Genomic DNA, 14,542 nt, shown 5'->3' on the forward strand with positions numbered 1-14,542 from the left:
GTTCTTTATCTTTTAATGTGTTTAATAACCCCAATCGACTTAACGAATTGAAGTTAAAATTTTTCATATGTGGAAATTTCGAACACGAACATTTTTCTTAAATTCAGTAAATATTTTTTCTTCTATACTGTCGGGCTCTGGTATCGACTGAGTCCCATCTCTTTGAGGAAAAAATGGGATTATTTTATAAAAGCTTTTAATAAAATTCGAAACTTTCTCTTCCAAAATTCTGACTGGGTTTATATCATCATCAATATTTATCTTAATGATAGGATAATCATTTTTAAAAGAATAAACATGCAAACCTGCCGATTGTCTACCTCTAATATCTGCTTTTGTTGAGTCTCCCATTTTAAGGGCATGAAGTAGTTTTAAATAAAGGTGTTTTTCATTTGATTTTTCAAAAGCTTCCTTCATTATTTCTAAAGTTTGGAGATCTTCTAAAGTATTTCCGCATGCTATAAAATTTTTCCCAATAATATGACCCTTCACTCCATTACCTAGATTCTCTCCTGTATAACAAGCCATTAATCCACAATTTGAAATTATTGCAATTTGTCTTTTTTGTATGAGTTCATCCGATTGCTTTAATTTAGCGATAATTTCATTTGGAGTTACTCCGTCTTTTAAATAATGAATTGATTTTAATCCATTATAGGGATTGCATGATCCTTGCGCTGCTACAACGCCTGCTGAGCCATCACCAAATGCAAAATATTCACCTATACATGGAATAGCAGAACATGTGGCTATGCCAAATTCTTTATTTTCTTGGTCGTACCCTAAGATTGAGAATGTCATATTAGCTCCTGTTTTTTGTTTATTTTAGATTTAAGAAGAAGAAATATTAGAAATACACCATAAGTGATAATAATTAAACTAGGTAATACATTAATTACATTATGATTAATAAGCAAAATAACTATAGCTGATGTAAGTGAGGGAAATATTGAAGTAGCAATATTACAAATTATACCAAAATTTGTGAGTCTATTTAAATCCTCTAATTGAGAACAAATGAGCATATAAATATTTCCAAAGATTGGTGCGCAAACTAAACCTGCGCTTAACTGTGCAATGCAAAAATTTAGAATATTTCCAGATCCTATCATATAGAAATAGAATGGCGCAAATATAATACATAATAAAATACCAATATAATAATTCCGCTTAAAGCCAATCTTTAAAGATATTTTACCAGAAACGAATGACAGCGCTGCCATAATAAATAAACTAAGTGAAATTATATACTGGATATTATTATGATTTTTATATACTTTATTAATATATACATTTGGAGTTATAACGAAATAATTCGCCATTAATGTATTACCGAAACCATATATTAGTATATAATTAGATAATTTTTTAAAATTATCTAAATTAAAAATCTTTACAAAATTGAAGTTATTATTTTTCTTTTTATGAATATAAATATATTTTTTTCTCATATAATAGGCAAGTAATGTTGAAAATCCTCCAATCATAAATGGAATTCTGAAGTAAATATTTTCTGGAAAAAAATATTTAAAATTAAGAAATAAAGAGGCAAATAACGACGCTACAGTTGAACCCATAGTAAAGCAAAAAAATAAAAATGATAAAGCAGATATTTTATCATCATTATTTTCAAAAATATAAACAACTGTAGTAGGCACATCTCCTCCGTTTGCAATGCCTTGGATTATTCTAATTAATACTAATAGAACTGTCGATAAAAAACCTATATCTGAATATGTTGGTAAAAATGCAATTCCAAGAGTTGATATAGATATTAAAAACAATATAGATTTGAAGCTTTTATCGATTCCGTATCTGTCACCAATAATTCCATATATAATCCCTCCAACCGGTTTTGCTATATATGAAAGTATAATTGTCATGATAGTAATTAACGTTGCTACAAATGAATTTGTAGTCTCAGGAAAAAATTTCTTGATTAAAACTGGATATAAATATATAAATATCATGAAATCAAAAAACTCTAGACTCCCACCAACAGATGAAATATATATTGTTTTTTTATTAATCATATACTGAACCTATCAATTTTTCTCCTCCAAATAACAGGAGCTGCCCAAACTAGTTTTACATTAAAAATTATTGGAGGCTTTATATCAGTGAATGGATTTAAAATATGCAAGTTTATTTCATTATTATCTGTGAAAATTAGACGTTTAAAAATAGGATTTTTCTTTCCAAAAATTTGTACTATACAATCAAGCCCATTAAGTAATTCAATTTTATTCCGATCTTTTTTGATACCACCAATCCATTCATCTGGCTCATAATATGGAGACATTTCATTACCAATGTTTCTTATTAATACAGAGTTTTCATTATTTTTTAAGAAAAATTTTTTTTCTATATTAATCGCTTCACTCGGACTAATTGCTTGCTCAATTTCAATGAAGCTCTCTTTTTCAAACATTTTTTGAGCATAATCAATATTAGGATTGCTTCCAATACCAGTTAATAACCACTCCTTCGTAATTTTTAAACCTTCTTGTTTCAGAATATTTAAGCAAGTGTTTACAGCTTGATCAGAAATTTTCTTTTCTGATCGTTCCCATGAGCCAAAAGTATTGATTGATACGTCATATTTTTCACATAAATATTCTCTATTCAGCCCTAATATTTTTCGTGACCATTTAATACGCTCTCCAATATTTTTTAAATTCATAAAATATCCTATTTTATTTAAGAGAATCAAAAATTAATTTTAAATTATTAAAATATTTTCCAATTATTTCTCTATTTCTAAAATATATAATTCTACTATCAACTAAAGTCAAATTCGAAGTAATATTAAAAGAATATTTAATGTTGTCATTAGTTATATTTAGAGAAACTAAGCTCTTATATCCATTATTTTGGCGATGTATTATTTCAATTTCTTCTGATGGATCTGTAATAGTAATGTCATCGTAAGTAATAATTTGATTAATTGAGCTTAATCTATTATTACGACAAACGGGCGATGATTTTAATTTTCCTCTGGCTTTTATTTCTTGTTTTAGCTCTTCACTTGAGCAAACAGAAGTGAAAACTTTTGATTGCTCATCATACTTACTAAATGATAAATAAAAAACACCTAATTCCGAAAAGTAAGAGTTTTTTACTAATTTATTTAAATGATTAATTACATTTTTATCTTTACACTCTAAATATTCAAAGTTCACATTTCTGCCTTTCATTGAAATTAAGCATGTTTGTATAAATATCTGATAAAAGAATTATTATATAGAGTAAACTAAAAAAAATCTCAATAAATCCAATAAGTTACATAATATAAGTAAATACATATCAATGCATATTGAAATGTATTTTTACATAAGCTATATTGCATTAATAAATAAATATTGATTAGTTAAATGTTATAATAATTATCTTTTATGTGACTGATTTTTTATTTATTTATATGACATTTAGAAAGAAATTGATCGCACTCGTTTAAGACACGAGAAAAGCGGAACTTTCGAGTTATGAAGTATGCGCATGACGCAGAAAAATAGCAATATTTGAAAACTATAAATTTTTATACATTAAAAATCAATATATAAAAGCATCATAATAAATATTAGAAAAATCTTTGTATTTTTTAAAATGTAAAAAAGCGGTACTCAATAGAAAAGAGTATTTATTTGACGATACTATAAAAATAGCAATTCTCTAAAATTTAGAAATTAAACCTGTTATAAATATTTTAGTTGAATTCTGATATATTAAGAATAATTTTTTTAGATTTCTTAAAAAAAATGATAAATAAAACTGTTTTAAAATGCAGTGTGATGAGTATCAAAAAATAAAAAACAATTCATATATTAAGTAGAATGAAAATTCCGTGAAATACGAACGTTAAATAACTTTAACATCGATTTTTTCTCCGAATATTTTAAATTTGAATAACAGTAAAGTGGAAGTAATATGAAAATCATTTTTAATAAAATTATACTTTTTACATATGCATCAATATTTTTAATTGAGTTCTCAGCGAACGCTGATGATCTAGATATTAAGAAAATATTAATGTCAAATTCAATGAATGAGTTAGTGATATTAGCTAATATAAATAAATCCATTTTAGAAATGAAATATACAGATGATTTAAAAAATAAATTAAATAGAGATTTATATGATAAAATAATTGAACAAAATGAGATTTTAAAGGAAATTTCTATTACACTATTAAGATTAGAGAGGCTTAAGAGAGAGATTAAGACATCCAATATTAAGTGATTTAGTAGACAAGTCTATTATTATTTTCTAAATTAAGATTCATTAAATAATTTACCTCCCATAGAAATAAAATCATATTTTATTTCTATGGGAGGTAAAAAAGCAATTCTTTTAAGAACAAAATTTTTTACTTTTATAAACTTATTTTCAAAAGATACAGAATAAAAAATAGATTTTAAATTTATCTCTTATTCAAAGGTAAAAATAACTTCATCGTCATAGCTTGAATTAACGAATTTTCTTTTTAGGCTTTATTTTATAAATATTTTCAGCACTAATATGTTCTACATCTGCCAGAAACATAAAATCGTGATTGAGAATTTTAACAAAAACTTTAGAACCGTGGACTAAAGTTTTTATGGATTTTTCAGAGGTCTTTTCAGCAACCTGATTTTCTCCTAAAACAATCACATTGCCAGAAGAAAGCTGTTTAAAGAATTCTTCGCTTAATTCTACTTTTGCAACCGTTGGAAGCATTTGTTCTGGTAAAATCAATCTGTCTAATAATTCTTGTTGACTTGGTTTTTCTTCAAAAGAAAAATAAATGGCATTTTCGACTGACCAAGGTTCAACATACTCTCTACGCAACTGCGTACAATGGCCAACAGTGCCAATGGCTTTTGAAATATCGCGTGCGAGACTCCGGACATAAGTGCCTTTTCCACACAAAACGCGGAGAGTTACGGAATTACTGTCTAAGTCACACTTAACAAGTTCTAAGTTTTCGATAAAAACCGAACGTTTTTTAGTTTCGATTGAGTCAGGAAGTTTCCCAGTGGCACGCATATATTCGTACAAAGGTCTGCCATTCATTTTCAGAGCACTGTAAACAGGGGGAACCTGCTCAATATTTCCAGTGAATTCTCTTAGGGCGCCAAGGATTTTTCTTTCAAAATCTTGGGGCACTTCAGCTTCAGCGACAACTTGACCTGAATAGTCCAGAGTGTCTGTTTCTTTGCCCAAAGAAATTGTAAATAGATATTGTTTTTTCCCATCCATAATTTCGTCGGAAAGGCGCGTAGACCCTCCCACCAAAATAGGAAGCAAGCCTGTGGCAAACGGGTCCAGAGTCCCCAAATGCCCTACTTTATCCATCTTTAATATTTTTCGCACAGAAGAAACGACAGCATGACTTGTTAAGCCAGCCGCTTTATCGACAAGAATCAGTCCGCTCAGACTGCTTGTTGTCGATAGGGTCTCTTCCGCTATTTGTTTAAAGCTCATATTTTATTTTACTTATTATTTGGAAGAATTGTCTTTGTCTGAACTTAAATCAGAAAGGTTTTCAGCGTTCCGATTTGACTCGTCTTCACGTCTTTCATCACTGATTTTGTTAATAAGTGCGCCCATTTTTACAGCATGCTCCACACTGTCATCATAAAGAAAGACGATATGGGGGGTGTAGCGAATTTGGAGCACTTTACCAATTTCACGTCTTATGTAACCAGAAGCTTGTTTTAATCCCACCTCTGCAGACTTACGCTGATTTTTATCCCCAAGAATGGAATAATAAACCCGCGCTATCTGCAGATCGGGTGTGAGTTTAACGGAATTTAAAGTGATGCCACGCACGCGGGGATCGGCAATTTCACCCCTCACGAACATCATAGCAATGTGTTCGCGAATCTGTTCACCAATTTGTAGCATTCTTTTCGTAGCCATGATCTTCTCTTACCTCACATTAATGTTGCTGCAATTTCTTCAACAACATAGGCTTCGAGAATATCGCCGACCTTAATATCGTTATAGTTTTCTACGCCAATACCGCATTCAAAGCCTTGTGCAACTTCTTTTGCATCGTCCTTGAATCTCTTAAGAGAACCAATACGACCGGTGTAGATAACAACGCCATCACGGACAATACGTACGTGAGAGTTGCGCACAACTTTACCGTCGGAAATCATACTACCAGCAATAACACCAACTTTTGGCACAGAGAACGTGTTGCGCACTTCTGCATGACCGATGATTTTATCGAGCTTAATAGGTGAAAGAGTTCCAACCATAGCAGCTTGAACTGCAGCAATTAATTCATAAATAATGCTGAAACATTGGATTTTGATCCCAGCTTGTTCTGCAACTTGCGCTGCAACCCGGTCTGGACGAACGTTAAATCCAACAATGAGAGCATTGGAAGCCTTCGCAAGAATGACATCTGTTTCTGTGATTCCACCGACAGCTGAGTGAAGAATTTTGGTCTTTACTTTCGCAGTGTCGAGTTTTTGCACAGAGTTACGGATTGCTTCAGCAGAACCATGCATGTCAGCCTTAATAATAATTGAGACTTCTTTTGCTTTTTCTTCTGCTCCGCCCATCATAGCCAAGAGCTCTTCCATAGAAGAACCACGTTGGTTAGCGAGTTCTTTTTGTCTTTGTTTTTCAATTCTGTAAGCAACAGCTTCTTTTGCAATTGCGTCATTGACAACACAGTTGAACTGGTCGCCAGCAGCTGGAACTTCACTCAAACCAATTATTTCGACTGGCATAGAAGGATCGGCTGAAGCGATTTTTGCTCCGAGGTCATTGCTCATGGCACGAACACGTCCCATAGAGGTTCCAACCACGATGTAATCTTGTTGTTTAAGAGTTCCTTTTGTGACAATAACGGTCGCAACAGGGCCTCTGGCTTTGTCGAGTTTTGCTTCAATAACAATACCTTCAGCAAGGCAATCTTTTGTCGCTTTTAGCTCAAGAACTTCTGCTTGAAGCAGAATGCCTTCGATGAGGTCATTGAGACCTTGACCCGTTTTTGCTGAAACTTGAATGAACATGGAATCTCCACCCCATTCTTCAGGCATAACACCTTGGTCTGACAATTCGCGGTTAATGCGCTCAAGGTTGGCACCAGGTTTGTCAATCTTGTTTATTGCAACAATGATTGGCACTTCAGCTGCTTTTGCATGAGCAATCGCTTCGATTGTCTGTGGCATCACGCCGTCGTCAGCAGCAACAACCAACACAACTATGTCAGTGACTTGAGCTCCACGCGCACGCATGGAAGTGAAAGCCTCGTGACCAGGAGTGTCAAGGAATGTTAATTTATTGCCTTTGTGTTCAATTTGATAAGCACCAATGTGTTGCGTGATTCCACCCGCTTCTTTTGCTGCCACATTCGCAGAGCGAAGAGCATCGAGAAGTGAAGTTTTACCATGGTCAACGTGTCCCATAATTGTTACAATAGGTGGTCTAGCAAGAAGACTATCTTCTTCGTTTTTATCCGTTTTACGAGATAAAATATCACCGATTGAAACACTCGAACTTTGGATTTCATAACCAAATTCTTGTGCAACAAATGTAGCTGTATCAATATCAAGTTGCTGATTGATTGTAGCCATCATTCCGAGCTTCATTAAGGTTTTAATGATAGCACTTGCTTTTTGGCTCAATTCTCCAGCAAGGTCATTGACGCTGATGGATTCATCTACGCGCACAATCTTTTTCGATGCCTTCGTTGGATTCGCAATTTCAGCTTTTTTAACTTCTTTTTTACGGATAGCAGAAGAGCTTTTTCTACGGTTTGGAATCATAGTGCGTACTGTGGTTTTTTGCTCACCACCTTCGCCCTCATTTTCAGCGTAGATATCAAATTCTTCTTCGACTTCGTCTACACGGCGAGCGCCTTTTGCACGCAAAAGGCCATTCCTACGTGCATCTTCTTCATCAGTAATTCTACGTTTTTCACGATCTTTATCTTTGTCACGATCTTTAAGACGTGATGGCATATCTTTTGTAGGAGCAGCTGGAGCTGCGTCAGGTAATCCAAATGGAGGACGGCCTGTTGAAGAAGGAGCTCCTCCTGGTCTTGGAGAAAACCCGCCTCTATCACCACCAAAGCCTGTTCCTTGTGGTCTTGTACCACCCGGTCCAGTTCTAAATCCAGATTGTCCTTGTGCTCCGTCTCTTTGGCCGAAGCCTCCGCCTTGCGGACGCACTCCGCCAGCTTGACCACCAGCGCCATTTCCACCTGCGCGTGGTTGGAAATCACGCCCACCTGTTTGTGGTCTGTTTGGATCACGTTGGCCATATTGTTGACCACCCGGTCCAGGCCTTCCTGCACCATCACGTGCAGCAAAATTTCCACGAGGGGCATTGTTGTCATCTCTGCGGTATGAATTTTGAGTGCTATAACTCGCAGTCGTATAACTTTGTGGTTTTACCTGTGGTTGAGGTGGAGTGGGCTCTGCTTTTCTAACAATAACTGCGCCACCTTCATTGGTACGTGTTGTTGAAGGAGAAGTTCGCGGCGCACTGGCTGCAGGTGTTTGCGCAGCAGGACGAACGATTTGAGCTGAATTGGAGGATACAGGATTTACAGGATTTGTGGTTTGCACAGGATTTTTCTCGTCACTCTCTTGAGAGCGCACAGCTGATGCACTGACTTCGGAACTTTTAGATGCCTTATTTTGTACATCTGCAGTTTTACCGGCACTTGCTTCTTGAGCTTCAGTGGAAGCGGCTTTTGTCTCTCGATTTTCTAAGGTTATTGATTGATTTTCCACATTTTCAGAGGAAGCTTTTGAAACTTTTACAATAGGTTGAGAAGCAACAGTTTTTTCTACAGATTGGTTTTCAGTCTGTTCAACTTTTGCCTGTTCAAGTATTTTCTCTTTTTGAGACACTTCGTCTTGAGCTTTTTCTACAGTTGCTGCTTTTTTAACAACCGTAGTCTTTGCAGCAACCGTTTTTTTAGCTGCTTGAGTATCGGCAGGACGGCTAGCAGAAATAGCTTCTGTTTTTTGCACAGATTCTTCGCTCGGATCATGCGGTGTTTCCACTTTCCTGCGAATAATAAGTTTATTTGCCGCAGCTTTTTGAGCAGCTTCCTTTTCTGGATTTTTGCCTGAACGATGAAATGCACGCAACTTAGCAGCCTCTGTTTCAGAGATGGCATTAAAATGGTTTTTTACCTGGATTCCGAGTTCTTGGAGCTTAATAATGGCAGCTTTGGTCTCAATCCCCAATTCTTTCGCCAAATCAAGTACTCTAATGCGACTCATCAAATGCAGCTCCCGATTATAATCACGCCATCATAGATGGCATAGTAGTAACAAAAATTAACTAGGCCATTATGACTATGACTCAGACATAACAGCGGACAATACTTTAATAACCGCATCTTTGCGATTGACTAGCAATGCTTTCACTGATTTTTCTTTACCGAAAAAAGTTGAACCAAGCAAAGCTGAATGCGCATTGACTTTAATACCTAAAACTCGACCACCATATTTATGGAGCAAAGCTTCGCAGTGACGGTAAAATCGTTCACTTCCATCGTTGGAAAAGATAAGCACTCTCGAAATACGATTTGGTTCTTTCAATTTTTTACGTGTACGCAAAGATGCTAAACCAGCTTCTTCTGTTTGCAACACAGTTTCAATATTTTCCAAACCACCACGGAGAGTACCGCAGCGCCGAGCAAAGGCAAGTGCTTGTATCAAATTATCACTCAATTCCACATGTGGAACTTTTACACTTCCTTCAGGAGAAAATGTACGAAATGACTTTTGCAGTGCATGAAATAATATTTCATTTTCAGAATCAGTTTCCAATAATCTTGGTAGTTTCAGCATGTAGCTTTCCAGAAAGTTTTACAGGTAGACCTGTTTTATAAGCAATTTCGTCTGCGTTTGAAGTCGCAACTGAGCTGAAATCAGAAAAACCAGCAGTATGAATAACGGCGGCAATGTGCTCAGCAACACCTTTCAATTGCATCCAATAGCGAAGACGTTCAACAGGTACCGATTTCACATCAACCTTTTCTGGGTCGAGAAGTGGTTGAGGACGAGTTTTAGCAACGATATCGTCAATGGCAGCTTCAGCTTCTTCAGTTTCACCAATTTCTTCATCGATAATGGGTTCACCTAAATGGAAACCTTCAAGATCTTCATCCGAAGCAAGATCGGATTGCTCATCTGACTGAGAAGCAAGCTCAGAGGCCCCTTGAATAACTTGTTCAGCTTCTTCAGGTGTTAAACGCAATAATTTTACCAGACTTCTTGGATCCATGCGAGAGATATCTGCAGGATCTTTATAGCCTTCGTTGACAAGAATTTCTGCGCGCATTTCACCTAGTGCAGGAATTTGCGCGATAACATTCTTATATTCTTGTACAAGTTCTCTCATTTTTGTTTCAGAACGGATGTCAACTTTCCAACCTGTTAATTGGGCTGCCAAACGCACATTTTGTCCTCTCTTACCAATCGCAAGAGAAAGATGTTCGTCGGGCACAACTACTTCCATGATATGGAGGCGTTCATTTACAATCACTTTTGATGGTTCAGAAGGAGCCAGAGCGTTGCAAACAAAGCGAGCTGGGTCACGATCGTAAGGAATAATATCTATTTTTTCGCCACGGAGTTCTTGCACAATCGCTTGAACACGAGCTCCCTTAATACCTACACAGGCACCAACGGGATCGATGGATGGTTCCGTGCTATAAACTGCAATTTTAGAGCGGCTACCAGGATCACGAGCAGCACTTTGAATAACCACAACACCTTCAGAAATTTCTGTAACTTCTTGTTCAAAAAGACGAATAAGAAGCTCTGGGTGAGCACGACTGAGCATTACCTGAGGTCCACGAGTCGATTTTTTGACATCGATGACGAAGGCAATCACTTTATCTCTGATTTTGTATTTTTCACCTGGGATTTGTTCACGCACAGGCAGAACACCTTCCGTTGGACCAAGATCGACAATTATGTCGGCTTTGTCGAAACGGCGCACCTGGCCAATGACAATCTGGTGTTTTTTATCACGAAATTCACGGACTATTTTTTCTTTTTCCGCTTCCATGACTTTTTGCACGATGGATTGTTTTGCAGCTTGCGCAGCAATTCTACCCAGTTGGTCAGTTGGAAGAGGCTCACCGATCTCATCACCGATTTGCAAAGAATCGTCCATTTGCAGAGCTTCAGTAGCAGGAATTTGTTTGCTTACATTTGTAAGTTCTTCATCTGCCACAACAGTTCTATAACGAATAAGTTCTATTTCTTCGGTTTCTTCATTGAAGCGTGTTTCAAAAACGCAATCACCAAAATGCTTGCGTGCCGCAGTCAGAACCGCTTCTCTCAATGCGCCAATAAGAAGTTGACGATCAATATTTTTTTCTTTGCCAACAGTTTCGATAACACGCTTCAAATCTATTTGCATTCAATGCACCTCAGAAAACAAGTCAAGAATTCAATGAGCCACTTGTAAAAGGCTCATACTATTTATATTTTTTAGAAGCACCTTGCCGCGCTTTTTTTCGCGCTGCCTCTTTTGCCAATTTGACAGATTTAGAAGCAGGATGAAATGGCAGCACAAATGCAGTTTTAATATTCTCAAGAGGAATTTCAAACCTATGAGCACCTTCAGCAAGTACAATAATTTTCATTCCATCTTTATCATAAATATCATTTAAAATCATTGTAAATTTGCTTCTGCCTTCAATAAGGTTCCAAGCTTCAACTTTAAGCATATTGCCTATAGATGCCTGATAATCTTCAAGATCATATAGGGTTGGCTCGGAGCCAGGAGATCCCACACGAATTTGTACATCATCTGCAATGAGATCGAGAGCGTCGGTTGTCATAAGAAACTCATGAAACTCGGCACACTCATCAAATGAAAGACTTGATTCAGCAAGCCTTGGCACAACAAAAGCTTCTACTTCCGCCAAAGAGTAGCCCTTATCTAGAATGATATCAACAATAGCTTCACCTTCTTCATAAAGGAAAAGCCAATTGCGCACTCGTAAATTCATAACCCCTGGATTTACCACTGGTTGTGACTTCAGCATGTGCAAAGCTGCCCTCAACGCTAATAGAATATTCGTATGAATCTGCTTAGTTAGAAGCTTTGGACTGTTTATTTTAATAGTATCATCGGCTGGATACAAGACTTCTCCAAAAATTCAATTGGTTTTTGCAATCCCAAACTTCTAAACAAAAAGTTCAAAAGCATGAGCAAAAAACGTTAATCAGATTGGGTATAACGTAATACGTCCAAAATCAAATCAAATTTTTAAAGAAGTGCTCAAAAATTTTATAAAACTCCTCTCCAGATAAAAATAGACTAATGAAACCTTAGGGCAAAGCACAGCTTTGAGGGAGTGCAGATGAAAGATACGAAATACCGAAAAAGGCTCGGAGAATGGGGGGAAACCCAGGTTGATATATGGCTTGAAAAACACCAATGGATACCTATACAAAAAAACCTTAAATTAAAAAGAGGAGAAATCGATCGCATATATTCCTCAAATAAAGAAGGTAAAGATAACCATTTATGTTTTGCAGAAATAAAAACAAATACTATTACATCATATAAAACACTATTTGAAATATTTTCCGAAATAGGTATTAAAAAATATATCAAATCCCATCAAATAAGGAACTTACGATATTTTTCCGAGAATTTATTTTTAAGATATCAAGCAAAAATATACATAAGAATATTCATTATACTTAAAATTAAATTTAAATTCAATAAGAGCTGTTTATTAAATTTAAATTCTTCCATAAAAATATGCTTTATATGCGATGAATTTATAATTCTCTCTATTGAACCTGAGTTTACAAATCTTAATATTAAAAAAAACATACTAGAAGTTTTAATTTAAAAAAAACTTCTCTTATTTAGACAACAAGAAAATCCAATCAATTAATTTATAAAAAATAATTTTCAATTAAATTTAAAAGACTTCCAATAAAATAAGCAAAAAAGTACTTGTAAATAATTGAATATGTTGATATTTTAATCATGCCCTGACAATCTATAAAAAAGGAACAAAAATGAAAATAAAATATATTCTATCTGCTCTAACAATTTTCTCATCGACTGCATTCGCTAATTCAACACACAATTTGAATACAGTTATACACAGTGGAAATATCGACAAAATTGTTACTTCATTAATTGATCTTTTTAATGTAGGAGTTCTTGATGAATCATATCCTATTCATCTTACCGGTTCTTATGAATTAGATTCTAATAATAAACTCGTATCTCTTAATGTACAAGAAAATTCATTTAAAATCAAAAATATTCCTCTTTTAGGAACTTATCAAACATCATATTCTTTGACAGGAAATATTCCTAACGGAAATTGCAATGAAGCTTATGTAACAAGTCATAATATTATTGACGGAAGCCCATCGTATATAAACCCTATTTTTTCTTCATTAATGAAAGCAAAAGGTAATAATGCTGTTCGTTTGGCAATAAAAAATTCCGGCTTAATTGCTTATTGCAATAATACACCAAGATATATTTTGCAAATAAATTAATTTAAAATCAGAAATATTTAAATTATAATTCCATAAAATTTGATATGAATCGCAGGGCAGAGTAAGGAGTTTTTCCTTACTCTTTTTCTTTAATGTTGAATACCTTCAATAAATTTTTCTGCTTGAAGTGCCGCTTGGCAGCCTCTTCCTGCTGCTGTAATAGCTTGACGATAAAGTTTATCTTCAACGTCACCAGCTGCGAAAATTCCCGGGATATTTGTATGTGTTCCGTTTTGGGTTAAAATATAACCTTTTTCATCCATCTGCACTAATTCTTTTACAAAAGTTGTATTTGGATGATGACCAATTGCCATAAATAATCCATCCACAGTTATGTTATCTATTTTTCCACCGTTTTCTTTTACTACAATTCCTGTTAGCCCTTGTTCATTAGCAAGGGTATCAACAACTTCAGTGTTATAAATGATTTTTATTTTTGGGTTTGCAATAACGCGTTCTTGCATAGCTTTGCTTGCGCGGAATTTATCACTGCGGTGAATTAAAATAACTTCGCTCGCAAGTTTTGCTAAATATGTTGCTTCTTCCATAGCACTGTCGCCCCCACCCACGACAGCAACTTTTTTATTGCGATAGAAAAACCCATCACACACTGCGCAAGTTGAGAGACCATAGCCCATTAATTTATCTTTATTTGGCAAAGGAAGTGTGATTGCAGATGCACCTGTTGCGATAATAACAACTTTTGCATGAATATCTTCTTCGTATTCACGCTTGATGACAAACGTACCATCCTTTGTTCTTTCGATATTTTTAACTTCACCCGTTTCAAAGCGCGCGCCGACTTTTTCTGCTTGCTCACGCATATCACTCATGAGTTTATTACCGTCAATACCATCCACAAAACCAGGCCAGTTTTCTATGACACTTGTCGTAGTCAATTGACCACCGGGTTGCATTCCACTGATGACAACAGGAGAGAGCGCTGCTCGTGCTGAATATATAGCTGCAGTTAGGCCAGAAGGACCTGAGCCGATTATGACGATTTTTTCCATTTTATCTCCATTTTATAATGA

General features: G+C 35.2%; 14 protein-coding genes. 3 read left to right on the forward strand and 11 right to left on the reverse strand.

The genetic code is table 11. From position 1 onward, the window contains the following. Window positions 1–63 precede the first annotated feature (63 nt). The 4 genes from EZS29_RS13820 to EZS29_RS13835 are packed head-to-tail and all read right to left on the reverse strand — an operon-like array spanning window position 64 to window position 3,182. Window positions 64–801: a DUF1028 domain-containing protein gene (locus tag EZS29_RS13820; RefSeq protein ID WP_130611999.1), complete on the reverse strand. Its 738-nt coding sequence runs from the start codon at window positions 799–801 to the stop codon at window positions 64–66. Beyond that, window positions 798–2,033, reverse strand: coding sequence for an MFS transporter (locus tag EZS29_RS13825; RefSeq protein ID WP_130612002.1), 1,236 nt, complete (start codon window positions 2,031–2,033; stop codon window positions 798–800). Before EZS29_RS13825 ends, EZS29_RS13820 begins: the two co-directional genes overlap by 4 nt. Next, the gene (locus EZS29_RS13830; protein WP_130612005.1) at window positions 2,030–2,683 is read right to left on the reverse strand and encodes a hypothetical protein; all 654 of its coding nucleotides are present in this window, start codon (window positions 2,681–2,683) and stop codon (window positions 2,030–2,032) included. Before EZS29_RS13830 ends, EZS29_RS13825 begins: the two co-directional genes overlap by 4 nt. 13 nt (window positions 2,684–2,696) lie before the next feature. Next, complete coding sequence (locus EZS29_RS13835; protein WP_130612008.1) at window positions 2,697–3,182, reverse strand: hypothetical protein; 486 nt, start codon at window positions 3,180–3,182, stop codon at window positions 2,697–2,699. Window positions 3,183–3,927: 745 nt separating this feature from the next. On the opposite strand from EZS29_RS13835, the gene EZS29_RS13840 reads away from it, so the two are divergent. Continuing rightward, the gene (locus EZS29_RS13840; RefSeq protein WP_130612010.1) at window positions 3,928–4,239 is read left to right on the forward strand and encodes a hypothetical protein; all 312 of its coding nucleotides are present in this window, start codon (window positions 3,928–3,930) and stop codon (window positions 4,237–4,239) included. A 228-nt stretch (window positions 4,240–4,467) separates the two neighbouring features. On the opposite strand, the gene truB is transcribed toward EZS29_RS13840, so the two are convergent. From truB to EZS29_RS13870, 6 genes are all read right to left on the reverse strand, one after another. Then, window positions 4,468–5,463: a tRNA pseudouridine(55) synthase TruB gene (gene truB, locus EZS29_RS13845; RefSeq protein WP_130612013.1), complete on the reverse strand. Its 996-nt coding sequence runs from the start codon at window positions 5,461–5,463 to the stop codon at window positions 4,468–4,470. A 15-nt stretch (window positions 5,464–5,478) separates the two neighbouring features. Next, window positions 5,479–5,901 carry a 30S ribosome-binding factor RbfA gene (rbfA, locus tag EZS29_RS13850; RefSeq protein ID WP_130612016.1) on the reverse strand — a complete coding sequence of 141 codons (423 nt, stop codon included), beginning with the start codon at window positions 5,899–5,901 and terminating at the stop codon, window positions 5,479–5,481. Between the two features lie 14 nt (window positions 5,902–5,915). Next, window positions 5,916–9,236 carry a translation initiation factor IF-2 gene (gene infB / locus EZS29_RS13855; RefSeq protein WP_130612019.1) on the reverse strand — a complete coding sequence of 1,107 codons (3,321 nt, stop codon included), beginning with the start codon at window positions 9,234–9,236 and terminating at the stop codon, window positions 5,916–5,918. A gap of 75 nt (window positions 9,237–9,311) precedes the next feature. After that, a complete protein-coding gene (locus tag EZS29_RS13860; RefSeq protein WP_130612022.1) occupies window positions 9,312–9,809 on the reverse strand; it encodes a hypothetical protein in 498 nt (165 codons plus the stop codon). Next, entirely contained in the window at window positions 9,778–11,391 is a 1,614-nt protein-coding gene (gene nusA / locus EZS29_RS13865; RefSeq protein ID WP_130612025.1) for a transcription termination factor NusA, read from the reverse strand. The genes EZS29_RS13860 and nusA overlap by 32 nt, the downstream gene beginning before the upstream one ends. 58 nt (window positions 11,392–11,449) lie before the next feature. Then, window positions 11,450–12,121 (reverse strand): LSm family protein, encoded by a 672-nt coding sequence (locus tag EZS29_RS13870; RefSeq protein WP_130612028.1) that lies wholly within the window; start codon window positions 12,119–12,121, stop codon window positions 11,450–11,452. Between the two features lie 219 nt (window positions 12,122–12,340). Here EZS29_RS13870 and EZS29_RS16380 point away from each other — a divergent pair, with 219 nt between their 5' ends. Beyond that, a complete protein-coding gene (locus EZS29_RS16380) occupies window positions 12,341–12,841 on the forward strand; it encodes a YraN family protein (RefSeq protein ID WP_130612031.1) in 501 nt (166 codons plus the stop codon). A gap of 172 nt (window positions 12,842–13,013) precedes the next feature. Further along, window positions 13,014–13,508 carry a hypothetical protein gene (locus EZS29_RS13880; protein ID WP_130612034.1) on the forward strand — a complete coding sequence of 165 codons (495 nt, stop codon included), beginning with the start codon at window positions 13,014–13,016 and terminating at the stop codon, window positions 13,506–13,508. 89 nt (window positions 13,509–13,597) lie between these two features. On the opposite strand, the gene trxB is transcribed toward EZS29_RS13880, so the two are convergent. After that, complete coding sequence (gene trxB / locus EZS29_RS13885) at window positions 13,598–14,521, reverse strand: thioredoxin-disulfide reductase (RefSeq protein ID WP_130612037.1); 924 nt, start codon at window positions 14,519–14,521, stop codon at window positions 13,598–13,600. Between the last annotated feature and the right edge of the window lie 21 nt (window positions 14,522–14,542).

The sequence above is a fragment of the Fluviispira sanaruensis genome (genome assembly GCF_004295685.1).
Lineage (GTDB): Bacteria > Bdellovibrionota_B > Oligoflexia > Silvanigrellales > Silvanigrellaceae > Silvanigrella > Silvanigrella sanaruensis.